Below are 26732 nucleotides of genomic sequence, written 5' to 3' on the forward strand. Positions count from 1 at the left end.
CAATAATGTCAGGCATCAGCGGACCTCGAGACGTACAGGTGGACAATGGGCGGCACCGGATTCATCGGCCTCGGTGGGTGGGAGCTCGTCGTCCTGCTCATCGTGTTCTTGGTGTTCGTCGGGCCGCAGCGTCTTCCTGACGTCACCCGGCAGCTGATCTCGTGGGTGCGCCAGGCGCGCCGCTGGGTGGACGACTCACGTTCGACCGTCGAGGACGAGATGGGCATCGCCATCGAGGACCTCCGGAAGTACGACCCCCGCCAGTACGATCCTCGCCGCATCATCCGCGAGGCCTGGGGTGACACCGACCTCGAGGAGCTGCTGCCCGGCAAGGAGGCGATGAGCATCGCCGCCGGGGGCGCCGCAGCAGGTGCCGCCAAGAAGGGTGCGAAGTCCGGCTCGAAGTCGGCGAAGGACAAGGCCCCGAAGCGGGCGCCCTTCGACGACGAAGCCACCTGAGCTGACGGCAGAATCCGTCTGAGCCGACGGCGGCATCCACCTGAGCCTACGGCGGCAGCCGCCTGAGCTGACGGCAGCATCCACCTGAGCGGACTCCGCAGCCGGATCTGGCGCCCCTGAACTGACGCCCCTGAACTGACACCCCGGAGCCGACGGCCCCGGGCCTGAAGACCGAGTGCCCCTGTCAGGACCGGGCGACCGTCAGCGGCAGCTTCATCCCACCCAGCCCGCGAGGCTTGCGCACGAGCGCTCGGGCCACACCCTTGAGTGCCATCGCGGTCGGCGAATCGGGGTCGGAGACCACCAGCGGCACGCCCCGGTCCGAGCCTTCGCGCAGCGCGGGATCCAGCGCGATCCGGCCCAGCACGGGCACGTCGTGCCCCACGGCACGGGCGAGCGTCGCGGCGACGCGATCCCCGCCACCGGTGCCGAAGACATCCATCACGGTGCCGTCGGGCAGGGTCAGCCCGGCCATGTTCTCGACCACCCCGGCGACCTCCTGCTCGGTCGAGGTCGACAGCGAGCCCACCCGCTCGGCCACCGTCGAGGCGGACTGCTGGGGCGTGGTCACCACGACCATCTGGGCACTGGGCAGCAGCTGGGCCACGGAGATCGCCACATCTCCGGTGCCGGGCGGCAGGTCCAGCAGCAGCACGTCGAGGTCACCCCAGAAGACGTCCGAGGCGAACTGCTCGATCGCCCGGTGCATCTTCGGTCCGCGCCAGACGACCGCCTGCCCCTCGGGCACGAACATGCCGATGCTCATCACCGCCACCCCGTGGCCCTCCGGAGGCATCAGCAGATCGGAGACCTTGGTGGGCTGGTCGGTGATGCCGAACATGCCGGGCATCGAGAAGCCATGGATATCTGCATCGATCACCCCCACGCGCAGTCCGTCGGCCGCCATCGCCGCGGCGAGGTTCGCGGTCACCGTGGACTTGCCGACCCCACCCTTGCCGGAGGAGATCGCGAAGATCCGGGTCAGCGAGCCGGGCTGGTTGAAGGGGATCTGGCGGCGGCCCTGGCGCAGCCGCTTGGTGAGCTCGCTGCGCTGCTCCTCGGTCATCGCGCTGGTCGAGACCTCGACCCGCGAGAGTCCGGGCACGGTCGCGGTCGCCTCCGCAGTCTCGCGCTCGATGCGATCACGCATCGGACAGCCTTCGATCGTGACCAGCACATGAACCTTCGCGACGCCCTCGGCATCGACGTCGACGGAGCCGACCATGCCGAGCTCGGTGATGGGACGGCGGATCTCGGGGTCGATCACCCCGTTCAGGGCCTCGCGGATCTGCGCGACGCGCGAATCCTCAGCGCTCTGTCCGTCACCGGGATGCTCGGTGGGCTGCTCGCCGGTGGTGTGCGCGGGAGCGGGCTGTTCGAAGGCGTTCCGGGGGTCGGACGCGTTCACTGGGTCTGATGCATTCATGGGGTCGGAAGCGTTCATTGAGGATGCTGCTCCTTCGATGACGTGGCGCCGTCGCCTGCGTCACGGCGGACCAGCGCCGCCTCGACCTCCTCACGGAGGATCGCGCGCAGAGCGTCGGCGTCGGGGGCGGGCGCGGGAGGCGCCTCGAGATCGTCGAGCAGATCGCGCAGCTCGCCGCGCACGAAGTCGCGGGTGGCGACATCGTTCAGCGCCAGGCGCAGCGAGGCGATCTCTCGGGTGATGAAGTCGGTGGTGGCGTGGTTGCGCTCGTTGGACTGGCGATCCTGCTCGACCTGCACGCGATCACGGTCGTCCTGACGGTTCTGCGCGAGCAGCAGCAGGGGCGCGGCGTAGGAGGCCTGGAGGGAGAGGATCAGCGTCAGCAGGGTGAAATTCAGGGCCCGGGGATCGAACTGCGCCGATTCCGGCATCAGCGAGTTCCAGGTCAGCCACACCGCGCAGAAGATGGTCATGCCGACCAGGAACGCCGGGGTGCCCATCATCCGGGCGAAGCCCTCCGCACCGCGCCCGAAGGTGTCTCCGCGGAAGGGGTTGCGCAGCAGCGGCCGGCGCCGGGGTGCCGGATCATCGAGCGGGGCGGGGTTGCGCTCTGCCATGTTCACTCTCCCTTCGTGCGGTCCGCGGCGGCGGCCTCGGCGTCCCGGGCGGTGGCCCGGGCGATCTCCGACAGATCGATCTGTCCGGTGGCGGGCGGCGGCTCGTCCTGCTCGCGCCAGTCATCGGGCAGCACATGGTCGAGCACGTCATCGACCGTGACCGCGCCCAGCAGGCGGCCGTCCTCATCGATCACCGGGATGGAGACCAGGTTGTAGGTCGCCATCTCGCGGGTGACGGTGGACAGCGGGGCGGAGGGCTCGACCGCGACCCGGTCGGGATCGATGATCTCGCCGACAGGGCGGTCCGGACGCTCCCGCAGCAGCTGCTGGAAGTGGACGATGCCGAGCAGCTTCCCGGTGGGTGTCTCGAGCGGGGAGCGGCACACGTGCACGGTCGAGGCGAGAGCGGCGTGGACCGCTTCGCGGCTGATCATCGCCAGGCAGTGCGCCACCGGGGTCTCCGGCGCGACGATCAGCGGCTCGGTGGTCATCATGCCGCCGGCGGTGTACTCGTCATAGGCGAGCAGGCGGCGGACGTCCTCCGCCTCCTCGGGCTCCATCAGGTTCAGCAGGTGCGCAGCGACATGCTCGGGGAGCTCCTGGACGAGGTCCGCGGCGTCGTCGGGATCCATCGCATCGAGGATGTCCGCCGCGCGGGTGGCGTCCATCCCGGTGACCACCTCGACCCGGGTGTCCTCGGGGAGCTCCTCGAGAACGTCGGCGAGGCGCTCGTCGGCCAGCTCACCGGCGAGCTCGATCCGGCGCTTGGGCTCGAGCTCCTGGATGATCTCGGCGAGGTCGGCAGGGTTCAGATCCTGATAGGACGCGGCCAGCAGATGCGCGGACTGCTCAGCCTGGGTGCCGTAGAGCCCCGAGACCTCGGACAGCTCGACGGTGAGGGTCTGGCCGCGGGTGACCAGCCGGCTCAGCGAGCTGCCCACGCGGCGGCGGCGCAGGTGCAGTCGGGAGACGTCCCAGTCGCGGTGACGGTTCTGGTCCAGCGCGATGTCCAGCACCGTCGCCTCGCCGGTGCCGTCGAGGAGCGTCACCGCCCGATCCAGCAGCTCACCGATCACCAGCAGCTCGCCGGTGCGCTTCTCGAAACGTCGCACGTTGAGCACCCCGGTGGAGATCACCTGGCCGGGGGAGATGGAGGTGACCCGGGTGATCGGGAGGAACACCCGGCGCTTGACGGACACCTCGACCACCAGGCCGACGGCCCGCGCGCTGGTGCGGGACTGCGGCACCACCACCACGTCACGGACCGTCGCCACCACGTCTCCGATGGGATCGAAGACCGAGGTGCCGGCGAGCCGGGCCGCGTAGAAGCGCGGCTGAGCCGTGGTGCTCACTGCCGCAGCTCGGCGATCCAGCGCTCCACCTCGTCGGCGCCGCGAGGTGCGGCGGCGGAGAGGTTCCGGACGCCGTCGGCGGTGACCAGCACGTCATCCTCGATGCGCACCCCGATGCCGCGCAGCTCCTCGGGGACCAGCAGGTCGTTCTCCTTGAAGTACAGCCCGGGCTCGATGGTGAAGACCATGCCCGGCTCGAGCTCCGCGTCGAGGTACATCTCGCGGCGAGCCTGGGCGCAGTCGTGCACGTCCATCCCCAGGTGGTGGCTGGTGCCGTGGGGCATCCAGCGTCGATGCCATTGGCCCTCGGGGGAGAGTGACTCCTCCGCGGTGCCGGGCAGCAGGTCCCACTCCTCGAGCGTATGGGCGAGGACCTCCATCGCCGCGGCGTGCAGCTCACGGAATCGCAGCCCGGGACGGGCCACTGCGAAGGCGGCGTCCGAGGCTGCCAGCACCGCCTCATAGATCTTCCGCTGCACCGGTGAGAAGGTGCCGGCGACGGGCAGGGTGCGGGTGATGTCGGCGGTGTACAGCGAATCGACCTCGACCCCGGCGTCGATCAGCACCAGCTCGTCCCCGCGCACGACGCCGTGGTTGCGTGTCCAGTGCAGGGTGCAGGCATGGTCGCCGGCGGCGGCGATGGTGTCATAGCCGACGCCGTTGCCGTCGGCCCGTGCGGTGGCGGCGAAGACTCCCTCGATCACGCGCTCGCCGCGCGGATGGCCGACGGCCTCCGGCAGGTGGCGGATGACGTCCTCGAAGCCGCGGATGGTGGCGTCGACCGCCTTCTGCAGCTGCCCGATCTCGTACTCGTCCTTGACCAGGCGCAGCTCGCTCGCGGCCTCCTTGAGAGCGGCATGCTCGCCCAGGGCCTCGTCCCCGCCGGGCAGGCCGTTCTGGCCGCGGATCTCCTCGACCATCGACTCCACGGCGGCGTCCACGCCCGGCATCACGCTCAGCGACAGCTGGGCGCCGACATCCTTCGCAAGGTGATCGCGCAGATCCTCGATGTGACGGACCTCGATGCCCAGGCGCTGCGAGGCCTCGACGAGAGTGGGCCGACGTCCCACCCACATCTCGCCATAGCGGGAATCGGCATAGAACTCATCGGTGTCGAACCCGGCGCGGGGACGGAAGAAGTAGGTCGCCTCCGCAGTCTCGGGGTCCTCGGCAGAAGGCTCGACCACGAGCACGCTGTCCGGCTCCTCATCGGTGCCGAGGCCCGAGAAGTACGCGAAGGCGGTATCGGGCCGGAAGGGGTAGTCAGTGTCGTTGGAGCGCACCTTGAGCACACCGGCAGGCAGCACCAGGCGGGTACCGGGCAGGCGGCGCACCAGCGCATCCCGGCGCGCCGGGGTGGCGTCCGCAGACTCGAGGCGGGCGGCATCGGGGACGGTCTCGTCCCAGCCGGAGGAGATGAACTCTCGGAAGGCTTCATTGTTGGGGCGCTGGGAGCGGGAATCTCCTCGGCAGGCGAGGTCCCTCATCCGCTCGGCGCTCTCGGCGCTCTCGGTGTTCTGGGTGCTCTTGACGCTCTCGGTGTTCACACCACGATGTTCTCATGTCGCGGTCTACCCTGGTCGTATGAGTGAGAGGTCAGACTCCCCAGACAGCCAGCGCATCGATCTGCATTCCCACAGTTCGTGGTCCGACGGCACCACGGGAGTGGGGGAGCTGTTCGCGCAGGCCCGCACAGCAGGCCTGGACGTGCTGGCTCTGACGGACCACGACACCGTGGATGGCTGGTCCGAGCTGCCGGCGGCGGTGGCCGCCAGCGGGTTGGCGGCTGTGCCGGGGATCGAGGTCTCGAGCGAGCACGAGAGCTCGAGCGTGCACATCCTCGCGCTGCTGGTGGACCCCTCGCCGGACTCCGACCTGGCTGAGGAGATGGCCAGCGCCCGCGCCTCACGGGTCGAGCGCGCGCGGCGGATGGTCGAGCTGATCTCCGTGGACCACCCGCTCAGCTGGGAGGACGTCACCGCCCAGGTCGCCGGCGAGACCACCGTGATCGGTCGCCCGCACATCGCGGACGCGCTCGTGGCCGCCGGGGTGGTCCCGGACCGCTCTGCGGCCTTCACCGAGGTGCTGCGTCCCTCCGGCCCCTATTACGTGCCCTACTATGCCCCCTCGCCGCTGGCCGCCGTGCGTGCGATCCGGGAGGCGGGCGGCGTCTCGATCGTCGCGCATCCCGGCTCGGTGACCCGCGACGACGACCTGCCGCTCGCGCTGCTCGAGGCGATGGTCGACGCGGGGCTGGACGGCATCGAGGTCGACCACCGCGAGCACGACGAGGCGGAGACCGCACGGCTGCGCGAGTTCGCCCGGCGGCACGACCTGCTGATCACCGGCGGCAGCGACTTCCACGGCAGCGGCAAGCCCAATGAGCTGGGCGAGAATCTCACCGCCCCCGAGGTGCTCGAGTCGATCGCAGCACGGGCCACCAGCGGCACCCGCATCATCCGGCCCTGAGCATGACGATGGCCCATGATCTGCCTGATCATGGGCCATCGTTCATGGGCCGCCGTTCATGGCCCACCGTGAAGGCTCGGTTGCGACCGTGCGGGGTTCAGCATCCTCGAGGAGCTGACCTTCCGCGGGCCTCAGCCCTCCTGCGGAGCAGCTCCGGAGCTGTTGCCGCCGGAGCGACCGCGGCCGCCCCGGGACCGGCGACGGCGCGGACGGTCATCGCCCGAGGACTCGCCCCGGCTCTCGCCGCCCTTGCTTCCGCTGCCCTTGTTCTCGCCGCTCTTGCTTTCGCCGCTCTTGTCGCTGGCCGACGTCCCGGTCGGCGTCTCGTCGACCACCTCGCCGTTGACCCGACGGGTGCGCGACCGCGAACGGCTGCGGCGGGGACGCTCGGAGGCGGACGCGCCGCTGACGGCAGCGTTCGAGCCGGCAGTGTGGGAGCCAGCAGTGTTCGAACCGGCGTCGCTCGAGGTGCCGGCGACGTCCTGGCTCGCGGTGCTCTCCGTGCTCTCGCCATCCTGGACGCGGCTCTCGCTGCGCCCACCACGGGAGCGGTCACGTCCGCGACTGCCGTCACGACTGCCATCACGGTCACGGCTGCCGTCACGGTCACGGCTGCCCTCGCGACCGCCGTCCCGTCCCCGGCTTCCCTCACGAGCGCGGCCACCGTCCTGGCCACCATCACGACCACGGCCGCCCTCGCGGCTGCGGCCGCCGTCACGTCCGCGGCTCTCCCGCGAGCTGCGGCCGGAGTGGTCGGTCCCGCCCAGATCCTCGAGCGTCTCCGCCTCGAGACCCTCGCGGGTGCGCGCGCCCTTGGGCAGCGTGCCCTTCACCCCTGCAGGGATGTCGAGCTCGGCGAACAGATGATCGGAGGTGGAGTAGGTCTCCACGGCCTCGGTGGACTCCAGGCCCAGCTGGCGGGCGATGAGAGCCCAGCGCGCCAGGTCCTCCCAGTCCACGAACGTGACCGCAGTGCCCTTCTTGCCCGCACGCCCGGTCCGGCCAGTGCGGTGCAGGTAGGTCTTGTCGTCGTCCGGGCAGTTCCAGTTCACGACATGGGTGACGTCGGTGACGTCGATGCCGCGGGCGGCGACGTCGGTCGCGACCAGCACGTCGATCTTGCCGTTGCGGAAGGCGCGCAGCGCCTGCTCGCGAGCGCCCTGGCCGAGGTCGCCGTGCAGGGGAGCGGCGGCGAAGCCGCGATCGGCGAGATCGCCGGCCACCCGGTCCGCCTGGCGCTTGGTGCGCATGAAGATGATCGACAGGCCGCGGCCGCGAGCCTGCAGGATGCGGGCCATCACCTCGATCTTGTCGAGCTGGTGGGCACGGTAGACGACCTGCTTGATGTCGGCCTTCGTGCGGGCTTCATCGCCCGGATCCTGCGCCCGGATGTGCGTGGGCTGCTTCATGAACCGGCGAGCCAGCGCCATGATCGGACCGGGCATGGTGGCGGAGAACAGCATCGTCTGCCGATCGCCGGGCACCGCCTGCAGCAGCTTCTCGATGTCCTCGAGGAAGCCCAGGTCGAGCATCTCGTCGGCCTCGTCGAGCACCGCGGTGCGCACCTGGGAGAGGTCCAGATACTTCTGACGCATCAGGTCGATCAGGCGCCCCGGGGTGCCCACGACGACCTCGACACCCTTCTCGAGCGCTTCGATCTGCGGCTCGTAGGCACGGCCGCCGTAGACCGTGAGGATCCGGATCGGCCGCTTCGCCGACGCGGTCTGAAGATCCTGAGCGACCTGCACTGCGAGCTCACGGGTGGGCAGCACCACGAGGGCCTGCGGCTTTCCGATCACCCGGTTCTGAGGGTTCGGCTCGCCCGGGGCCACGGAGTTCTGCAGCAGCGGGATGCCGAAACCGAGCGTCTTGCCGGTACCGGTCTTGGCCTGGCCGATGATGTCGCGGCCGCGCAAGGCGACCGGAAGGGTCAGCGACTGGATCGGGAAGGGAGTGGTGATGCCCTTCGCGGCCAGTGCCTCGACGATGTCCGTGCGAACATCGAAATGGGCGAAGGTCTGCTCCGGCTCGGCCGGGGCAGGGGTGCCGGAGCTCAGCTCGACGGCAGGGGAGGCCGACACGGCCTCATCGGTGTGCGGGATGGTTTCAGGCACCGTTCAACTCTCTGATCATGGATATGCATAGCCATCGTAGCCCCCATGCCCGAATCGGCACCCGGATCAGGTTCTTTCCCACTCACAGTGATCCTGCTCAGCCCTACCCTTCCTGACCCCCGTCGCTGGGATCGGGCAGAGGGCTCACCGGATCGGTCGGCGTGACGCGGTCCTCGTCGGGCAGGCCCTCGCCGGGCTCGACCTCCTGCTCGGGCGGAATGGTGCCCTCGGGGGTCTCGGCGCCCTCGGGGATCTCGAGCTCCGGGACCTCATCAGGCATCTGGGAGCGCTGGATGGAGACCGACACCAGGCCGAGCCCACCCATCACGATGTCGTCATAGGCGACCAGGCGCCGGGTGTTCTTGTCGAAATAGAGCATCCGCGCGGTGAGGTCCAGCGGATCGTCTCCCTGGAGCACCGGCGAGACCCCGCCGGACGCGAGCGCGCCGCCGGTCGAGCCGACGGTCAGCCAGTCGGTCCCGGAATCATCGCGATCCAACTCGACCTTCGAGGTGTGCATGTGCCCGGACAGCACCAGCGGTGCGCGCCCCAGCAGCCCCTCAGGCTTGGTCGGATCGTGGAACAGCGCGATGTCCACAGGCTCCGCAGGATGCTCGCCGTCGTACGCCGTGATGGTGTCCCCGAGCTGGAAGGCGCTTGCGATCACCGCCTCGTCGCCCTCGCGCCAGCCCCCGGCATCGGAGTCGTCGTCGGCCGCGAAGCGGGGATCGCCGATGCCCGCGATGCGCAGCCCCGCCACCTCGACCACCTCGTTGTCGACCACGGTGGCATTGGGCTGGGACTCGATCGTGGCCGCGGCCGCGGCGCCGTCGTGATTGCCGCTGACGTAGACGTACGGGACGTCGAGGGAGCCGATCGAGTGCAGGAGCTCGTTCTCCAGCGGAGTGCCCCAGGAGACGATGTCCCCGGTATCGATCACCACGTCGATCGCGAACTGCGTGTGCAGCTGTTCGATCACGTCATAGGCCTGGGGATTGTCGTGGATGTCCGAGACGTGCAGGACGGTGATCAGGTTCTCCTGATCCAGCCCCACCGGCAGCGAATCCGCGGCGATGTACAGCGCGGAGACCTGTCCCACGAACTCGGCGAGCGTGTCGCGATAGCTCTGGTAGTCGATGACCTTGCCCTGGCCGAGGTCCGCGATGTACGCGGCCTGGGACAGGAGCCCTTCGAACTTCGGTTGGCTGAGGGACTCGGGAGAGAAGGTCACCGAGGTTGCGGCCACCGACGCTCCCACCACCGCGACCGCGCTGCCGCCGGCGACCAGTGCACGGCGCACCCGGCGGAAGGTCAGCCCCACAGCGAGCCCTGCACCGGCGGCGGCGAACAATGCGTTCAGCGCGGCATTCTTCGCCGCGGCGGCCGTGATGGCCTCGGGGGCGGACTGCTGGAGCTCGGTGAACCCGGAATCTGCGTAGAACAGCGCCTCCGCCTTCTCGACGTCCACGGCCTTGACCCTGGCCTCGATGCGCACCGGGGCGGTGTGGGAGTCGAAGGTGACCTCGCCCACCGGCGGCAGCAGGATCACCGTCTGCGAGGAGAGGGAGGGGCGCAGGTGCACGCTGGCGGTCAGCGGGCCCACTTCGACCGTGGTGGCAGGGACCAGGAGCAGGCCCACGATCCCGCCCAGCACCGCCACCACCGCCGTGGTGGTGACATGCAGCAGGCGTGCGCGGCGGCGCCGCAGTCGGCGCCGACGGATCGGGGACTCCTCAGGATCCGGCTGCTCCTCGGCGGGGACGGCGTGGCCGTCCTCGTCGAGTTCCGACGCGCTGCGGGGCCGGTCCTCGTCGGCGTTCACAGGGACCGCGGGATCATCAGGTCTCAGCCGAGGAAGCCGACGCGGCGGGGCTCCTCGGTGGAGACCTCGGCGTAGGAGACCTTCGCCCCGGGGATCAGCACGGTGCGTCCCTTGTCGTCGACCAGGGTGACGGGGGTGCCGTCGGTGATGGCCGTGCCGAGCCGCTCGAGCAGGGCGTCAGCCTTCTCTTCGGACTCGATCACGATCTCGCGAGGGGAGTGCTGGATGCCGATTCGGATCTCCATGACCTGACCTTCCCTCCGCCACCAGGGCGGGGACGTTCGTTGCTGTGCCGTTCGAAGTCTACGCGTCGGAGGAGGGCACGGGTTCTCTGTCCGCCCCCAGCACAACCTCGCCGGTCCGTGGATTCTCGAGAGCTGCGAAGCCCATCAGCCCGTGCACCACAGTGGTGGTCATCGTGTGGAGGATCGTCTCGCGTGCCTCCTCGTCCTCCGCGCTGTGGAGCAGCTGCGCGGTGGTCTGGGTGACGGCGATGAGCCCTCGGCCGAGGATCCGCGACTCCTCGACGCTGACCTGGCGGAAAGCTGTCAGCACGCCGGCCAGCGCGATCGCGAGCCGATCCAGGACCACGACCACGCGCTCCTGCACCGCCTCGGAGATCACCTCGTGGCCGGTGAACAGCCGCAGGGAGTTGTCCAATGCCACGAACCGGTAGAAGCGATGCAGCCCGCGGCGAACCCGGGAGCTGGTGTCGCCCTGGAACTCGCTCAATGCCCGCACCTCCTCGAGCATCGTCTCGGCGATGATGTCGAGGACCTCGATGTAGAGGGATTCCTTGGAGCTGAAGTGCTGATAGAGCACGGGCTTGGTGACCCCTGCCGAGGCGGCGATGTCGTCCATCGACGTGGCCTGGTAGCCCTTCTCGGTGAACACTCGGGTCGCAAGCTCGAGCAGCTGGATGCGGCGCTGAGCACGGGGCATCCTGGCCGTGGCGGACGTGGACATGGGCATCGGCCTCCGTCTCGGACCGCAGCGGTGGGCGCGTGCCGCGGGACAAATGTCGGGTTCGTCGTGATCCCGAACACTCTACCGCCGTCAGCTCTCCCCGGTGGTATGAACGCTTGTGGGCCCCGTGGGGTGGAATGGAGTCATGCGAACGATGGGCACGATCACCGGTGCAGGGATCCGACTGCTCGGACCCGATCTCGAGGCGCTGCCTGCCGTCCACCCCGCCAGTGCCCTGGACCCTGCCCAGCAACGGGCGCTGGAGAGCTTCCTCGGCGGAGAAGATGTGCTCGTCCACGGCGGTCCGGGCAGCGGGCGCACGTCGCTCGCGCTGGCCGCCGCCGAGCTCTCCGGCGAAGGGACGCTGCTGCTGGCCCCCCGGCGTGTCGCCGCCGGCCGGCTGCGGGACGCCCTGGCCGTGCACGGGAGCGGACAGATCCGAGCGATGACTCCGCCGGCACTCGGCCACGCGATCACCCGCGCCGACGCCCTTCGACGTGGCCTGGGCGCGCCGACCCTGGTCACCGGCGCCGAGCAGGACGCGCTGCTGGCCGAGCTGATCGCACAGCGCGAGAGCTGGCATCTCGACGTCGACGCCACGGCCCGCACCCTGCCCGGATTCCGCACCGAGCTGCGGGATCTGATCACCCGCGCCACCGAGCTCGGGCTCTCCCCGTCCGAGCTCGAGTCCCTGGGCCGCGACCGGGGGAGACCCGCCTGGCAGGATGCCGCCGCACTTCTGCGCGACTACCTCGGGGTGCTCGACCTCGAGGCCTCTGCCGCCCTGGACGCCGGACCCCGCCTGGACTCCGGCGCCCTCGTGCGCCGTGCCGTGCGCCTGCTCGCAGACCCGCAGACCCCCCTGCCCTTCCGTGCCGTGGTGGTGGACGATGCCCAGGACCTCACCGCTGCCGGGATCGACCTGATCGCAGCGCTGCGCGCGGCCGGAGCGAGGGTGATGGTGTGCAGCAGCCCCGATGCTGCGGTCGACACCTTCCGGGGCGCTCTGCCCGATGCCGGGGACCGGCTGCGCGAGCTGCTGCCGCGGCCGCTCACCGAGGTGCTCCTGGACGGCATGCATGCCCAGATGGAGGGTCTGACCGCCGTGGTCGACACGCTGCGGGGCAGGCTTCCGCTGGCGGGCGCACCGGCGGACTCCCGACGCCCGCGCAGCACCCGCCGCGGGGGACTGGTGGCGCTGCGGGCACAGGACCCGCTCGACGAAGCACGGCTGATCGGCTCCGCGCTGAGAGACCTCCACCACCGTGAGGATGTCCCCTACGACGAGATGGCGGTGGTGTGCCGCTCCGGAGCCGCCGTGGCCGACGTCGCAGATCTGCTCTCCCGCACTGGTCTGCCCGTGCGGGCACCGCGCCGTCCCCAGCCGCTGCGCGAGGTCCCCGCGGTCGCGGATCTGATGACCATCCTCGAGATCGGCCTCGCCCCCGCGGACGCAGCGCTCGACCCGAGGATCGCCGATGAGCTGCTGCGCGGTCCCTTCGGCGATGCGGACACCCTCCGCCTGCGACGCATCCGTCGGCTGCTGCTGGGAGCCCACCGTGCCACGGAGCCGGACAGCACGGCGACCAGCGAGCAGCTGCTCGCCCGCGCTCTGGTCGACCCCGAGCTGCCGGGGCTCCCCGCACCGGACGCAAAGGGCCGCGCCGCCGCTCCCGTGCACCGGGTGCGGGACATGATCCGTGCGGTGCGCGAGCATCGCCGGGCCGACGCCCAGCAGGTGCTCTGGCACGCCTGGGACGCCTCCGGCCTCGCCTCCGGCTGGCGCCGCGCCGCCCTGGGAGATGCGGGCGACGTCGACGGTGCGCGCTCGCGGATGGCGTCCTCCCGGCTCGACGCCCTGCTGGAGCTGTTCGCCGCGGCAGAACGACTCACCGACCGCCGCCCCGGGGCCGGGGCGCTGGACCTGGTCGAGCAGATCCGCGCCCAGGCCGTCGTCGAGGACACCCTCGCACCGGCCGCCACCGCCCGCGGCCGTATCGCCGTGCTCACCCCCGCCCAGCTCGCCGGCGAGCACCGGGACACCGTGGTGCTCGCCCGCCTGCAGGAAGGCGCCTGGCCCGACCTGCGCCTGCGCTCGACCCTGTTCGGCGCCGCCGAGCTGTCGCTGTGGGCAGGAGCTCGCCGCGGCGGCGAGCTCCCGCTCGAGCTCGAAGCCCTCCGGGCGCTCCAGCGCGAACAGGTGCTCGCCGACGAGCTGCGCCTGGCCGTCAGCGCTCTCGCGCGGGCCCGACGGCGTGTGCTGGTCACCGCGGTGGAGGATGAGCAGAGCGAGCCCTCCGCACTCTTCGACGCCCTCGAGGCGCTGGTCCAGGCGCCGTGGGTCGATGTCGAGACCCTGCGTCGGGACCCCGGCCCCGCGCCCGACGCCCGTCGACTGGTCGCGGCCCTGCGACGCCGTCTGCAGGACGAGGACCCCCAGCAGATCCGTGATGCGGCGCTCGCCCTGACAGCCCTGGGCCGCGCCGGGGCCCCGGGCGCCGATCCCGCCCGCTGGTATCACCAGGAGCCCAGCTCCACCGAGCCGCTGCACGAGGACGGCACCCCGATCCGGCTCTCACCCTCCGCCCTCGAACGCGCGGTGGACTGCCCGCAGTCCTGGCTGATGGAACGGGCGGGCGGCACCCGCTCAGGCGGGCCCGCGCAGCTCATCGGCACCGCCCTCCACCATCTCGCGCAGGTCCATCCCCGTGGCCCGGAGGGGCCCGAGGAGGACCTGCTCGGTGAGCTGCACACCCTGCTGCGCACCGTGCCCGGCACCGAGACCTGGTCCGGCCGGCGCCGGGTGCGTCGCGCCGAGGACGCCGCCCGCCTGCTCGCCGAGCATCTGCGCAGTGCGGGCGAGCCGCTCGCCGTCGAAGCCGCCTTCGAGGTGGAGCTCGGCAGGGTCCAGCTGCGCGGCAGCATCGACCGGATCGAGGGCGATGCGACCGGGCTGCGGGTCGTGGACCTCAAATCCGGGCGCGCCGCGAAGAGCGCTGCCAAGGCCGAGGAGGATCTCCAGCTGGCCGCCTACCAGGCGGCGGTGCGCGAGGGCGCGCTGAACGAGGAGCTCGGCGAGGATGCCCCCGAGCGGCTCAACGGAGCCCAGCTGGTCTACGTCGGCACCGGCGGGAAGAAGGCCGCGGTGCGCACCCAGACTGCCCTGCCTCGCGCCGAGGACCCCGCCTGGTTCGACGACCTGGTCCAGCAGGTCTCCCGCGACGTGTCCGGAGACCAGGTCACCGCCCGCGTGAACGCCCACTGCACCCACTGCGCCGTGCGCAGCAGCTGCCCGCTGCAGCCCGAAGGAGATCAGCTGTGACCTCGCCGCACATCCCCGACACCCCCGACACCCCCGGCACCCCCGGCACCCCCGGCACCGCCGGCACCGCTAGCACCGCTAGCACCGCTAGCACCGCCGAGAGGGCCCGCCACTCCGCCGCATCCCTCGCAGCACTGCTCGAACAGCCCCCGCCCACCGCCGAGCAGACCTCGGTGATCGAGGCGCCGCTGGCCCCGATGCTGGTGGTCGCCGGAGCCGGCTCGGGGAAGACCGAGACCATGGCCTCCCGGGTGGTGTGGCTGATCGCCAATGGGATCGTCGAGCCCCGCCAGGTGCTGGGCCTGACCTTCACCCGCAAGGCCGCCCACGAGCTCGCCGAGCGGATCGGTGCCCGCCTCGGCACCCTCGCCACCGCGCTGCGCGCAGAGGGCCTGCCCCTCCCGCGCGGCCTCGAGCGCGGGGGCGATGACCTGGTGGGGCAGCGCCCGGTGGTCCACACCTACAACGGCTTCGCCCTGGACCTGGTGCGCGAGCATGCGCTCGCCGTCGGCATCGACCCCGAGCTGACCATGATGTCCACCTCCGCCTCCTGGCAGCTCGCCCACGAGATCATCGAGGGCTGGGACGACTCGCTGGACCTCGAGGCCTCCCCGGCGACCCTCACCGCCGCACTGCTCTCGCTGACCTCGTCGCTGGCCGATCACCTGGTGACCCCGGCACAGCTCGCCGCCCACCTGCACGAGATCCACGAGCATCTGTCCCAGATCCCGCTGCAGGTCGAGGGGCGCCGCCGCACCACCCCGAAGGAGGTCGCCAAGGTGCTCGGGGCACTCGAGTCCCGGCTCGCGCTGATCCCGTTGCTCGAACGCTTCGCCGAGATCCGCGCCGAGGCCTCCGCCCTCGACTTCGCCGACCAGGTCTCCCTCGCAGCCCGGGTGGCGAGGGAGGTACCGGCCGCGAGCTCTCTCGCGCGGCGCATGCACAAGGTGGTGCTGCTGGACGAATTCCAGGACACCTCCGTGGCGCAGCTGCAGATGCTCACCGACCTCTTCGGTCCCGGCCATGCCGCCTGCGCCGTCGGCGACCCGCAGCAGGCGATCTACGGCTGGCGCGGAGCCTCCGCCGCCTCGCTCGCGGGATTCGCCGACGCCTTCGCGACCCCCGAGCAGAGTGTCCTGCAGCGCACGCTGTCCACCTCGTGGCGCAACGACCAGGCAGTGCTCGCAACGGCGAACCGGCTCGCAGCCCCGCTGCGCCACGCCGATGCGGGGCTCACCATCCCCGAGCTGCAGCCCCGGCCCGGGGCGGGGGAGGGCGCCTGCGAGATCATCGAGGCGGCCGACGAGCGCGCCGAGGCACGCGCGATCGGCCGCTGGGTCCTCGAGCGCCGGGCGGAAGGCGCAGATGACGAGGCGCCGGCGTCGGCCGCGGTGCTGGTGCGCGCCCGCCGCCAGATCCCCGCCCTGGTCGAAGGACTTCAGGAGCAGGGGCTGGCCGTCGAGGTGGTGGGTCTGGGCGGGCTGCTGCACCGCCCCGAGGTCGCTGATGTCCGAGCGGTGCTGGAATGCGCCTACGACCCCGGCCGCGGGGACGCGCTGATGCGCCTGCTGACCGGGCCCCGGTTCCGGCTCGGAGCCCGGGACCTCGCGGTGCTGGGCCGCTGGCGGGACCGGATGGGTTCTCGCCTGCGCCGCGATGGAGAGGCTCCGGGCGGTCAGGACGAGGCGGAGACCGTCTCGCTCATCGACGCGGTCGACGACCTCCCGCCCGCTGACTGGACCGACCCCTCCGATCGATCCCTCACCACCACCGGACGGGCCCGGCTGCTCCAGGTCCAGCAGCTCCTGCGCGAGCTGCGACGACTGCTCCCGCTGCCGCTGCCGGACCTGATCACCGCCGCGACCCGGCTGCTGGACGTCGACCTCACACTGCTGGAATCCGAGCCCGACTCCCGGGCGCTCGCCGATCTCGAGGCATTTCGCGACCACGCTGCAGCGTTCGACCGCACCGCCAGGCGCGGTGGGCTCGGCGCCTATCTCGACCTGCTCGAGATCAGCGAGGACGAGGAGGCAGGGCTCGCCGTCACCGCCGCCCCCGAAACCGCGCATGACCCGGCCGCGGTCACGATCGTCACCATGCACTCCGCCAAGGGCCTGGAATGGGACCTGGTCGCCGTCGCCGGGCTCACCGAGGGCACCGTCCCCTCCTACGACCTGCGTCGGGCGAAGACCGATGAGGCGGGCCGCACCCGGGTACCCGGGGACGGCTGGCTGGGCAAGCTCGCCTCCGCATCGGTGCCCACCGCCCTGCGCGGCGACGCAGAGACCCTCCCGGAGCTGGCCTGGGCCGAAGCAGATACCCAGGTCGACGCCGAAGGACTCATCGAGGACTACCGCTTCGCCCAGGGCGAGGAGTCGCTGCGGGAGGATCGCCGGCTGATGTACGTCGCGGTGACCCGGGCGCGCCGCCGCCTGCTGCTGACCTCTGCCGCCTGGCGCAGCGGGCTCGCCTCCGCCCGGCCCCGCTCGCGCTATCTCACCGAAGTGGGGGACCTGGTGCCCGAGCGCTTCCGCACCGTCCAGGAGATCCCCGAGCAGAACCCCCTGGAGAGCGAACGCCCGCAGGCGCAGTGGCCGCCGGCCCCCGGGGAGCAGGAGCGCGCCCGGGCCCGCGCCGCAGCGCTGCTCACCGACGCCGCAGCGACGGACGATGCGCCGGCGGACCCGCAGCTCGCCGAGCTGGTGCGGCGCGCCGTCGCGGACATCGAGCAGCAGGCCGCCCCGCCGCTGGTCCACTCCCCGCCGCGGCTCTCAGCTTCTCAGGTGGTCCACCAGGCCCGGGATCCCCACGCCGCGGCGATCGACCTGCTGCGCCCCCTGCCGCGCCGCCCCTCTCCGGCGGCCGCCCGCGGCACCGCCTTCCATGCCTGGCTCGAGTCCCGTTACGACAGCGCGACCCTGCTGGACCTCGAGGACCTGCTGGACCTGGAGGACGCGGAGGACCACGAGGAGGGGCCCGGCGCCGACGATCGGAGCCTGCGGGACGCCTTCGCGGCATCCGAGTGGGCTGACCGTTCACCGCTCGCGGTCGAGCAGCCCGTCCACACCCGGATCGGGGAGATCGCGGTGCGGGGCATCATCGACGCGGTCTTCGCCGACCCCGAGGGGACCGACGGCACCCAGGGCGTGATGATCGTGGACTGGAAGACCGGCCGAGTCCCGCGCCCCGCCCAGCTGCGCGAACGCGCCCTCCAGCTCTCGCTCTACCGCCTGGCCTGGCACGAGCAGACGGGGCTGCCGCTCGCCCGGATCCGCACCGCCTTCCACTTCGTGGCCGATGGGGTCACCCACGAGGTGCGCCGTCACCCCTCCCGCGAGAAGATCGCGCAGATGCTCGCGGGGGAGTGACGTTCATGGGGGAGTGACGTGAGGGCGCCCCACGGGAGGGCTCGTCCTGCGCTGCGGGCTCAGTGCGAGCCGTCCTCCCGGGAGCTCATCTCCTCGTAGGCGCGCTCGGCCTCGTCCCGGGCGATCTGGGCGAGGTCGGCATCGAGGTCGGCGATCATCCCTCGGGCGTCGGCGACGATCTCCTGGTCCTCGATCTCCAGACCGTGTGCGAGCCATTCGGCGACGGCGAACTCGCCGAGCGCCTGAGCACGCTCTATCAGCCGCGGGTGGGTCGAGGTGGGCAGCTCCTCGCGGTACGAGCCGTAGAGCTCATCGAACCGCTCCGGATCCAGGGAGGAGATCAGCCAGGCCAGGTCCGAGGCGGGATCCGCGACCTTCGAGGAGGACCAGTCACGCAGCGCGCTGACGCGGTGACCGGACATGAACAGGCTCTCTTCCGAGAGGTCCCCGTGCACGAACTGCGGGGTGAAGTCCCACAGCTCCTCGTCCTCGAGCAGCGCGTCCCAGCGCTGGGCGACGGCGGCGGGGAGATGCCCGCCGGCCTTGGCGGTGGCGATCCGTGCGCGATGCTCGGCGAGCAGCACCTCGGGGGTGAAGGATTCGACTCCAGCGGCTTCGGCGGCGTAGCGGGGGACGGTATGGATCCGGGCCAGCACCTGTCCCAGCGAGCGGGCGAGATCCGCGCTCCCGTGCAGGGCATCGAGCATCAGCGGACGGCCGGCGGGAGCTTCGGTGACCACGCAGCGACCTCCCTCGGAGAGCTTCACGAATCCGAGCACCGGCGGGATCACGCTGCGCAGCGGGGTGCCCGCGAGAGCATCGGCCACTTTGAGATCGCGCTCGAGCCGGATCCCCGACGCGGTCGAGGCGGGGGAGAGGATCATCACCCGTCGGCCGTCCTCGCCGACGATGCCGGCGACGTCGAGATCCTCGGCCGGGGTGGCGATCGGCATGGTCCTCACCGGGATCAGCCCGGGGACCGCCGCCGCGGAGAGGGCAGCCAGGGAATAGGAGTTGCGATGCACCCGACCACCGTACCCGGCCGAGGCGTCCGCTCCACGTAGGCTCGGAGCATGGCGAAAATCCGTGGCCCCCACCTCAGCACCCCGCTCACCCTCTTGGGCTCCGACCGCGATGCGCTGCTGCGCAGCGACCCGGAGATCCTCTCCCCGGGGGACGACGCCCGATACCTGGTCACCAGGGCCGGTGCGGTCGCCCTGCGCGAGGACGAGGACGGCACTCTCCACGCGCTGCTGGAGACCGAGGATCCCCGCGAAGGGACCCTGCAGCCGCTGGTGCTGCTGGGACGGCGTGACGGATACCGCGTGCTCGGTGTCGAGGTGCCCGAGCCCAGCGCCGAGCTCGACGCTCCCGGCCGTGACCTGCGTGACCTGCGACGCGTCGCCGACAGGCTCCACGATCACGACGCCGATCTGGCCGCAGCGGCCGTCGCGATGGGGTTCTGGCACCGGTCCATGCGTCATTGCCCGCTGTGCGGAGCGATGCTGGAGGCGGAGATGGGCGGCTGGGTGCTGCGCTGCCAGGAGGACGGCGTCGAGCAGTTCCCCCGCACCGACGCCGCCGTGATCATGGCCGTGCGCGACGGGCAGGACCGTCTGCTGCTGGCCCGCAACGCGCATTTCCCCAGCCGCTTCCACTCCGTGCTGGCCGGCTTCGTCGAGCCCGGTGAGAGCCTCGAGAACGCGGTGGCCCGCGAGGTGGCCGAGGAGGTCGGGGTCATCGTGGAGGAGGTCCAGTACGTGGGCAGCCAGCCCTGGCCCTTCCCCCGCTCGCTGATGCTCGGCTACCGCGCCTGGGCTCCGAACGCCGCCGAGCTTACGCTGCAGGAGGACGAGATCGCCGAGGCCCGCTGGTTCACCCGCGAGGAGCTCGCCGCAGCTCTCGAGGCGGAGGAGATCGCGCTGCCCGGCTCTGCCTCCATGGGCCGTGCCCTCATCGACGACTGGTACGGGCGCTCCGCCGAGCGGTGAGCCCCCAGAGGTGGTGTGGGGCACCCGCCGTCCACAGCGGCCCCCGGACCGTCACCCGGTCCTGGCAGGATGAACGGTGATGACCGACCATTCCGCCCCCGCCGCTGACCCCTCCGCACCCACCGATGCCGAGTCGCTGCTCGCCGCGCTCGATCCCGAGCAGCGCGAGGTGGCGAGCAGCTTCGGCAGCCCGATCTGCGTGCTCGCCGGCGCCGGCACCGGGAAGACCCGTGCGATCACCCACCGCATCGCCTATGGGGTCGCCACCGGTCAGCTGAACCCGCGCCATGTGCTCGCGGTGACCTTCACCGCCAAGGCCGCCGCCGAGATGCGCTCGCGGTTGCGGGACCTCGGCGTCCCCGCGGTGCAGGCCCGCACCTTCCACGCCGCGGCGCTGCGGCAGCTGCGCCACTTCTGGCCGCGCGTGGTGGGAGGGGCGATGCCGGATCTGCTGCCGAACAAGTTCGCCGGCATCGGCGAGGCCTGCCAGCGACTGCACCTGAGCGTCGATCGGGCCGCGCTGCGGGACATCGTCGCCGAGGTCGAGTGGTCGCGCGTCTCGATGCTCACCCCCGAGTCCTATCCGGAGGCGGCCCTGCAGACCCGTCGGCCGGGCGTCGCAGGCTTCGACTCGCGCTCCATCTCGCGCATCCTCACCCAGTACGAGGAGGTGAAGAAGGAGCGCGGGGTGATCGACTTCGAGGACGTCCTGCTGCACATGGTCGGCTTCCTCACCGAGCGCGCGGACGTCGCCCGGGAGGTGCGCAGCCAGTACAAGCACTTCGTGGTCGACGAGTACCAGGACGTCTCCGCCCTCCAGCACGCCCTGCTGCGACTCTGGCTGGGCACCTCGGATGACCTCTGCGTGGTCGGTGACGCCGCCCAGACCATCTACACCTTCGCGGGCGCCCGTGCCTCCTACCTGCTGGATTTCCGCAAGGAGTTCAAACGTGCCCGCACCATCCGGCTCGAGCGGAACTATCGCTCGACCCCCGAGATCGTGAGGATGGCCAACACGGTCCTGGACGGCGCGCAGGGTCGAACCCGAGATACCCGTCTCACCCTGATCTCCCAGCGCGAGAGCGGCCCGCCGCCGATCGTGGAGTCCTTCGCCGACGACCCTGCCGAGGCCGACGGCATCGCAGATCGGATCTCCGATCTGGTGGCTGGGGGCAGGCCCGCCTCCGAGATCGCGATCCTGTTCCGCACCAACAGCCAGTCCGAGGCGCTCGAGCAGGCGCTGACCTTCCGCGGCATCGGATACCTGGTGCGCGGAGGGGACCGCTTCTTCGAACGCCAGGAGGTGCGCCGCGCCATGGTGTCCCTGCGCGCCGCCGCCCGCGTCGAGCAGCTCGACCCGGCCCGTGCCGTGCGCGACATCCTCTCCCAGCAGGGCTGGGCGCCGGCCGCCCCGGAGACCACCGGGGCGATCCGCGACCGCTGGGACTCGCTGAACGCCCTGGTGGGTCTCACCGACACCATCACCGCACGGCCCGGCACCACCATGACCGACGTGGTCCGCGAGCTCGAGGAGCGGGCGGAGTCCCAGGCCGCGCCGGTCGTGGACGGGGTGACCCTGGCATCGGTGCATGCTGCGAAGGGCCTGGAATGGCCGGTGGTGTTCGTGGTCGGCGCGAGCGACGGGCTGCTCCCGATCTCGATGGCGAAGACCCCCGCTGAGGTGGAGGAGGAGCGGCGATTGTTCTACGTCGCCCTCACCCGGGCCCGCGACCTGCTCACGGTGAGCTGGTCCGCCGCACGCACCCCCGGAGCGCGCGGCTCACGCAAGACCTCACGCTTCCTCGACGGGGTCCTTGACCATCCCGATGCGCCGAAGACGGCCCCCGGGACCGCGGCCCGCCGCACCGGTCGCCGCACCGCCACCGTCTATGCGGAATGCCGGGTGTGCGGGCAGGGTCTCGTGACCCCGAAGGAGCAGCGTCGCGGACGGCATGACGGCTGTCCCTCGCCCGCAGGGGAGGGGTTGCTCACCGCGCTGCGCAGCTGGCGCCGTGACCAGGCCCGTCTGCGCGGCACCCCGCCCTACGCGATCCTCACCGACGCCGCCCTCGAAGCGGTCGCCGAGAGGGCGCCGCGCTCCGAACAGGAGCTGCTGGCCGTTCCCGGAATCGGGCCCGGGAAGGTCGCGAGCTTCGGCGACGACCTGCTCGACCTGCTCGGAGCGCCCTCCGAAAAAGACTGAAACTGCAGGTCAAAAAATACTTTTGCGATCCTGGCGTGAGGTGTAGAGTCATCCATGTCAATCGTCCACGTCGTGGTCCGGGACACCGGGACGCGCGCTTACGAAAGGGGGTGGCCTCTGTGAACAGCACTTGGAATCTTGCAGGAGCAGGACTGCGCCCCACGGGCGCGCCCTCCCTTCTGCAGCGCGAACGGGGCAATGCCCCCGCGGTGCCCAGCCTGAGCTGACGAGGCCTTCCCTCGCTGCCGGTGCGGCACCGCCGCCGCACCCCCCGCCCCCACCGGGCACGTCCTTCCCGACGGACTTCTAAGCAGCGAGACGATGACTACTCTTCTGACCACTTTCCTGAACCCCGCGGATGACTCCGCGACCATGTTGCCGTGCCATGACACGGACGCCGCCGACCTCTTCTTCGCGGAGCGGCCCGCAGAGCTCGAACAGGCCAAGGCCCTGTGCGCCGGCTGCCCGCTCATCGCGGAGTGCCGGCAGGGTGCCCTCGAGCGGGCAGAGCCCTGGGGAGTCTGGGGCGGTGCCATCTTCGATGGCGGCAGCATCATCGCCGTCAAGCGCGGCCGTGGCCGGCCCCGGAAGAACCGGGAGCAGGACGCCGCATGAGCGGCTCCGGCCTCGCCGTCTCGGGCGTGCCGGCCCCGGTCGTTCCGGCGCAGCTCCTGGGCGCCGGGCGACGAGATCGACGACGGCGAGATCGAAGAAGGCCCCGAACCGTGTGGTTCGGGGCCTTCTTCGGTGCTGCGGGACGCGGTACGTCGCTCAGGTGGGCGTGACCCGGCCCGAGCTTCTGCCGCTCGTCCCTCGCAGCACGTCGATCAAGGGGGTACGTCAGGCCTTGCCGAGGATTCGGTTCAGCTTGGTGCCGCACACCGGGCACACGGCCTTGGCCATGCGACGACCGTTGGAGACGACGACGTTGCCCTCGGCCTCTCGCTTCTCGCGGCACTTGACGCAGTAGAACTCTCCGGCATAGGTCTCGTCGGCCATATCCGCTCCTCGTTGCTTGTCGATGATGAACATTCCCAGATACGCAGCTCTCACCGCGACGCCGGGACCGCTCCACTGTAATGGTGCGGGAAGGCCGGGCACGAATCAGGAGACTGTGGGGTGTGGCCCGATCGGGGCGGCCCGTCGCGCGCTTCGGGTTCAGGGGGCTCTGAGAAGAGCCGAGGAAGTGCGCGCAACGAGCCGACATCGGAGGCCCCGAAGGCGGCAAGAAGCCTGGAAGGGCCGTGGGACCTCGGGGGCGCTCAGTACCACGCGCACCTTCCCCGTGTGCGTCCTACTAGTTATCCCGGGGTCCCACGTGCAGGAGAACTTAGCGCCTGTGGACCACGCAGGTCAAAGAACGATCGGGGACCGATTGTGGACAACCCTCCTCCCACTGTGGACAGAATGTCGATCACGGTGCCGCCGTTGTGGAGGAACCGTCATGTTTCCCGGCCATAACGGTCTGACCGGCGCTTCTGCAGTGCACAGCTGTGGATGAACTTTTCTTGCCCCGCAGACGTGCCAGGCTGTGATCCATGAGTGATCTCGTCCTCCATGAGCATGTCGCCGGTCCCCGCGGGGAGCGGGTGCTGGTGCGGCGCAGCGCGCGCCGCCGTCGCACCGTCTCCATCACCCGTCGTGAAGGCGATCTGGTGATCGCCATCCCGGCGACGTTCAGTGCCCGCCAGGAACGTCAATGGGTGACGAAGATGGTCGACCAGCTGGTCAGCAAGGAGGCTCGCCGGGCGCCGGCGCGTCGCAGCGACGCCTCGCTGCTCGCGATGGCACGGGAGGTCAGTGAGGCCTATCTCGGCGGGCGTGCGCATCCCAGCTCCGTGACCTGGTCCACTCGGCAGAACCACCGCTGGGGGTCGTGCACGCCATCCGACGGCACGATCCGGCTCTCGCATCATCTGCAGGGAATGCCCGACTATGTGGTGCGCTCGGTGATGATGCACGAGCTGACACATCTGCTGGTGCCGGGCCATGGGCCGGAGTTCAAGGCGCTGATGGCGAACTACCCGCAGGCGCAGAAGGCGCAGGGATTCCTCGACGGCGTCTCCTGGGCGAAGAATCTGCCGCAGGACGGCGAGGGCTGGAGGCACAGCGGGGGCAGCGACGACAGCGACGTCCGCGAGGACAGCGTGGAAGGCGAAGCCGGCGAGGACAGCGCGGACGGCGACGACAGCGACAACCGCGAGCGCAGCGTGGACGGCGACGCCCGAGAGGGCAGGAGGGCCTCAGCGCCCGCTCAGCCGCTCCACCGCGCGAGATAGGGCGCCAGGCCCTCGAGGCTCGCCGCCAGATCGGGCACGGTGCCCTCAGGCAACGCGGAGCTGTCGCGGGCCGGACCGGCACCGAGCAGCGGCCAAGGCACCCACCGCACCTCTCCGGATTCCTCGCTCACAGTGAGCGGCAGCTCCGCGGCGGGTGCCGATGCCCGGAACAGGAACTGCACGTCCCAGTGCTCGCGGCAGGCGCCGAACGCCGCATCGAGACCATGACGGTTCAGCACGGCGGGGCCCTGCCCCAGAGTCTCGAGGTCGTCGATCCCGATCTCCTCGGAGACCTCACGACGCGCGGCCATCTCCAGACTGGTCTCACCCTCTTCGAGGTGCCCGCCCGGCTGCACCCAGAAGCGCCCCTTGAGATGCCACACCAGCGCCACCTGTTCGGCGGGACCGTCGACGACGATCGCGCTCGCGGTGAGATGCCGGGGCCCGCCGTCCCGGTACAGCGCCCGCGGATTCTGCTGCAGCAGCTCGAGGTACTGAGCGGCGAGCGCGGGCCCGTTGACCGCGTGACGGGCCCTGTCCAGCTCTGCGAGCGCGGGGGAGGAGCTGGTGGAGCTGGTGGCGTCAGTCACGAGATGATCAGCGCCCCTCGGCATCGGGGGTGTCGTTGCCTCCCTCGGGACTGTCGCCTCCCTCGGGACCGGCGGGTCCTTCGCGACCGTCGGGACCCTTCGTGCCGTCGGAGCCCTCGGGGCCGTCGGAACCCTTGGGGCTGTCGGAGCCCTCGGGTCCGGCAGGGCCGGCAGAGCCCTCGGGTCCGGCAGGGCCAGCAGAGCCAGCGGGGCCGGGGCCTCGCAGCCCGCCCTGCTCATCCTCACGTGGTGCCTGCTCCTGGCCATCACCGGAAAGCAGCTTCGCCAGCTCGGCGTCGAAGTCCTCCGGGATCGCGACCTGTGCAAGCCCCTCGGCCTCCTCCTCGGAGGCAGCCTGCTGGGGAGCCCGCGGGCGGCCGGAGAGCACCTCGGCGCTGGGCAGCAGGTCAGGATGATCCCACTTCGCCTCGCGTCCGGACTCACCCTCGGTGGCCAGCACACTGTCCCACCAGGAGAGGGCTTCGCGCACCCGCCGTGGACGCAGCTCGATGCCGACCGTCTTCGAGAGCATCTGCTCGGCAGGCCCGCCAGCGGCTCGGCGTCGTCGCAGCACCTCACGCAGGGCCTCGAGATCAGGCAGCTTGCCCTCGAGCGCCTTGGTGGTCACGTGGTCCACCCATGCCTCGATCAGAGCCAGGGTGGTGGCGAGCTCCTCGAGAGCACGCTCCTGCGAGGCGCGGCGGGTGAAGACGAACATGTCCTCGGGACGCCGGGCCTGCATCGCGGCCGGGTCGGAGAGGTCCAGATCCCGGACCATCTCATCGAGCGCATCGAGGTCCAGGGTGATTCCGCGGGAGTAGTCCTCGATCGCCGAGAAGAGCGCCTTGCCCAGCCAGGGTGCAGCGCTGAACAGCGCGGTGTGCGCGATCTCGCGGGCGGCAAGGAAGATGCGCGCAGCGGCAGGGTCCAGAGAATGCGCGGAGATCAGGTCCTCGACGTTCGCGGCGACCAGGGCGGGCTCCCCGTCCCGGCCCAGCGGCATCCCGAGATCGGTCGTGCCGGCGGCCTCACGGGCCAGGGCGCCGATGGCGTGACCGAACTGGACGCCGAACATGGTCCCGCCGATCCGCTCCATCATCGCGGCCGGATCGCCACCGGGCAGTGGCATCCCAGCACCCATGTCACCCATCTGCCCCAACTGGGCGGCGATCGCCTCGCCGATCGCGCCGGCCATGTACTTCGCGACCGGTTCGACGATGGGCTTCCAGTGCGGAAGGGTGCGATGCAGCCAGGTACCGCGGCTGTAGACGCCGAGCTCCGCGGTGGGCACGTCGATCGCGATCACCGGATCCAGCCACAGCCGCGCCACCTGCGCAGCCTGCCGGAGGTCCGCGATCGCGGTGTCGCCGGGCGAAGGATCGCCGGGAGTCCCTGCCGGCGACTCGGCGCCGGGGATCCCGGCCTGCCCGGCGGCGGTGCGCCGGGCGATGTCCTCAGCCATCTGCCAGTTCACAGGGTCATCGCCCTGTGCGGCGAACATGTGCTGCATCTGGGCGGCAGCCGCCCGCAGCTGGGCGGGGTCCTGGGGGAGATCGGCCTGCTGCGCGAGCGCAGAGAGGTCCAACCCGTCCAGGGCACCCTCGGGGAGGGCGTCTCCGAACGTCTCTTTCAGGAAGCGCTTCAGCGCCTCCTCGTCCATATCACCGGGTCCACCCGGGATCGGGGAATCACTCATGGCCACCTCCAGCTGTGCGTGGGTCCCCAGCCTACCGACCGCGCCTGATCGTCGCTCC

20 protein-coding genes are annotated in these 26732 nt (G+C 71.0%); 8 read left to right on the forward strand and 12 right to left on the reverse strand.

What is annotated here, in order from left to right:
• The first annotated feature begins 45 nt into the window (after positions 1–45).
• Positions 46–459 (forward strand): twin-arginine translocase TatA/TatE family subunit, encoded by a 414-nt coding sequence (locus ACT3SQ_RS11865; protein ID WP_441444175.1) that lies wholly within the window; start codon positions 46–48, stop codon positions 457–459.
• Positions 460–643: 184 nt separating this feature from the next.
• Here ACT3SQ_RS11865 and ACT3SQ_RS11870 read toward each other — a convergent pair whose 3' ends face one another.
• Genes ACT3SQ_RS11870 through ACT3SQ_RS11885 form a run of 4 tightly spaced genes read right to left on the reverse strand, consistent with a single transcriptional unit; the run spans position 644 to position 5341 of the window.
• Entirely contained in the window at positions 644–1903 is a 1260-nt protein-coding gene (locus ACT3SQ_RS11870; protein WP_444501740.1) for an Mrp/NBP35 family ATP-binding protein, read from the reverse strand.
• The gene (locus tag ACT3SQ_RS11875; RefSeq protein WP_441444173.1) at positions 1900–2502 is read right to left on the reverse strand and encodes a DUF1003 domain-containing protein; all 603 of its coding nucleotides are present in this window, start codon (positions 2500–2502) and stop codon (positions 1900–1902) included. The genes ACT3SQ_RS11870 and ACT3SQ_RS11875 overlap by 4 nt, the downstream gene beginning before the upstream one ends.
• A gap of 2 nt (positions 2503–2504) precedes the next feature.
• Positions 2505–3854: a magnesium transporter MgtE N-terminal domain-containing protein gene (locus ACT3SQ_RS11880; protein ID WP_441444172.1), complete on the reverse strand. Its 1350-nt coding sequence runs from the start codon at positions 3852–3854 to the stop codon at positions 2505–2507.
• Positions 3851–5341 (reverse strand): aminopeptidase P family protein, encoded by a 1491-nt coding sequence (locus tag ACT3SQ_RS11885; protein WP_441444204.1) that lies wholly within the window; start codon positions 5339–5341, stop codon positions 3851–3853. Before ACT3SQ_RS11885 ends, ACT3SQ_RS11880 begins: the two co-directional genes overlap by 4 nt.
• Before the next feature lie 97 nt (positions 5342–5438).
• Here ACT3SQ_RS11885 and ACT3SQ_RS11890 point away from each other — a divergent pair, with 97 nt between their 5' ends.
• Positions 5439–6323: a PHP domain-containing protein gene (locus tag ACT3SQ_RS11890; RefSeq protein ID WP_441444171.1), complete on the forward strand. Its 885-nt coding sequence runs from the start codon at positions 5439–5441 to the stop codon at positions 6321–6323.
• 131 nt (positions 6324–6454) lie between these two features.
• On the opposite strand, the gene ACT3SQ_RS11895 is transcribed toward ACT3SQ_RS11890, so the two are convergent.
• The 4 genes from ACT3SQ_RS11895 to ACT3SQ_RS11910 all read right to left on the reverse strand — a co-directional run bounded on the left by ACT3SQ_RS11895 (position 6455) and on the right by ACT3SQ_RS11910 (position 11225).
• Positions 6455–8437 carry a DEAD/DEAH box helicase gene (locus ACT3SQ_RS11895; RefSeq protein WP_444501741.1) on the reverse strand — a complete coding sequence of 661 codons (1983 nt, stop codon included), beginning with the start codon at positions 8435–8437 and terminating at the stop codon, positions 6455–6457.
• A 103-nt stretch (positions 8438–8540) separates the two neighbouring features.
• Complete coding sequence (locus ACT3SQ_RS11900) at positions 8541–10259, reverse strand: metallophosphoesterase family protein (protein WP_441444169.1); 1719 nt, start codon at positions 10257–10259, stop codon at positions 8541–8543.
• A 23-nt stretch (positions 10260–10282) separates the two neighbouring features.
• Entirely contained in the window at positions 10283–10504 is a 222-nt protein-coding gene (locus ACT3SQ_RS11905) for a DUF3107 domain-containing protein (protein WP_441444168.1), read from the reverse strand.
• Between the two features lie 58 nt (positions 10505–10562).
• A complete protein-coding gene (locus tag ACT3SQ_RS11910) occupies positions 10563–11225 on the reverse strand; it encodes a TetR/AcrR family transcriptional regulator (RefSeq protein WP_441444167.1) in 663 nt (220 codons plus the stop codon).
• Positions 11226–11379: 154 nt separating this feature from the next.
• Between ACT3SQ_RS11910 and ACT3SQ_RS11915 the strand changes: the two genes are divergently transcribed.
• Together ACT3SQ_RS11915 and ACT3SQ_RS11920 are read left to right on the forward strand one after the other, a co-directional pair.
• Positions 11380–14547, forward strand: coding sequence for a PD-(D/E)XK nuclease family protein (locus tag ACT3SQ_RS11915; protein ID WP_441444166.1), 3168 nt, complete (start codon positions 11380–11382; stop codon positions 14545–14547).
• The gene (locus ACT3SQ_RS11920; protein ID WP_444501742.1) at positions 14544–17915 is read left to right on the forward strand and encodes an ATP-dependent helicase; all 3372 of its coding nucleotides are present in this window, start codon (positions 14544–14546) and stop codon (positions 17913–17915) included. Before ACT3SQ_RS11915 ends, ACT3SQ_RS11920 begins: the two co-directional genes overlap by 4 nt.
• A gap of 59 nt (positions 17916–17974) precedes the next feature.
• On the opposite strand, the gene ACT3SQ_RS11925 is transcribed toward ACT3SQ_RS11920, so the two are convergent.
• Positions 17975–18940 carry a phosphotransferase gene (locus tag ACT3SQ_RS11925; protein WP_441444164.1) on the reverse strand — a complete coding sequence of 322 codons (966 nt, stop codon included), beginning with the start codon at positions 18938–18940 and terminating at the stop codon, positions 17975–17977.
• A 48-nt stretch (positions 18941–18988) separates the two neighbouring features.
• Here ACT3SQ_RS11925 and nudC point away from each other — a divergent pair, with 48 nt between their 5' ends.
• The 3 genes from nudC (at position 18989) to ACT3SQ_RS11940 (ending at position 22724) form a co-directional block, all read left to right on the forward strand.
• Positions 18989–19906, forward strand: a complete 918-nt coding sequence (nudC, locus tag ACT3SQ_RS11930) for an NAD(+) diphosphatase (protein WP_442331702.1) — start codon at positions 18989–18991, stop codon at positions 19904–19906.
• A gap of 79 nt (positions 19907–19985) precedes the next feature.
• Complete coding sequence (locus ACT3SQ_RS11935; RefSeq protein ID WP_444501743.1) at positions 19986–22109, forward strand: ATP-dependent DNA helicase UvrD2; 2124 nt, start codon at positions 19986–19988, stop codon at positions 22107–22109.
• Positions 22110–22430: 321 nt separating this feature from the next.
• Positions 22431–22724 carry a WhiB family transcriptional regulator gene (locus tag ACT3SQ_RS11940; RefSeq protein ID WP_441444161.1) on the forward strand — a complete coding sequence of 98 codons (294 nt, stop codon included), beginning with the start codon at positions 22431–22433 and terminating at the stop codon, positions 22722–22724.
• Positions 22725–22949: 225 nt separating this feature from the next.
• On the opposite strand, the gene ACT3SQ_RS11945 is transcribed toward ACT3SQ_RS11940, so the two are convergent.
• The gene (locus tag ACT3SQ_RS11945) at positions 22950–23108 is read right to left on the reverse strand and encodes a DUF5679 domain-containing protein (protein WP_137771171.1); all 159 of its coding nucleotides are present in this window, start codon (positions 23106–23108) and stop codon (positions 22950–22952) included.
• A 539-nt stretch (positions 23109–23647) separates the two neighbouring features.
• Here ACT3SQ_RS11945 and ACT3SQ_RS11950 point away from each other — a divergent pair.
• On the forward strand, positions 23648–24388 hold the full coding sequence (locus tag ACT3SQ_RS11950) for a M48 metallopeptidase family protein (protein WP_441444160.1): 741 nt from the start codon (positions 23648–23650) through the stop codon (positions 24386–24388).
• Here the strand turns inward: ACT3SQ_RS11950 and ACT3SQ_RS11955 are convergent.
• Both ACT3SQ_RS11955 and ACT3SQ_RS11960 read right to left on the reverse strand, forming a co-directional pair.
• Positions 24364–24978, reverse strand: coding sequence for an NUDIX hydrolase (locus tag ACT3SQ_RS11955; protein WP_441444159.1), 615 nt, complete (start codon positions 24976–24978; stop codon positions 24364–24366). The genes ACT3SQ_RS11950 and ACT3SQ_RS11955 overlap by 25 nt on opposite strands.
• A gap of 7 nt (positions 24979–24985) precedes the next feature.
• Positions 24986–26674 (reverse strand): zinc-dependent metalloprotease, encoded by a 1689-nt coding sequence (locus tag ACT3SQ_RS11960; RefSeq protein WP_444501744.1) that lies wholly within the window; start codon positions 26672–26674, stop codon positions 24986–24988.
• Positions 26675–26732: the final 58 nt, after the last annotated feature.

It is taken from the genome of Brachybacterium sp. AOP42-C2-15, assembly GCF_052377065.1.
Taxonomy (GTDB): domain Bacteria; phylum Actinomycetota; class Actinomycetes; order Actinomycetales; family Dermabacteraceae; genus Brachybacterium.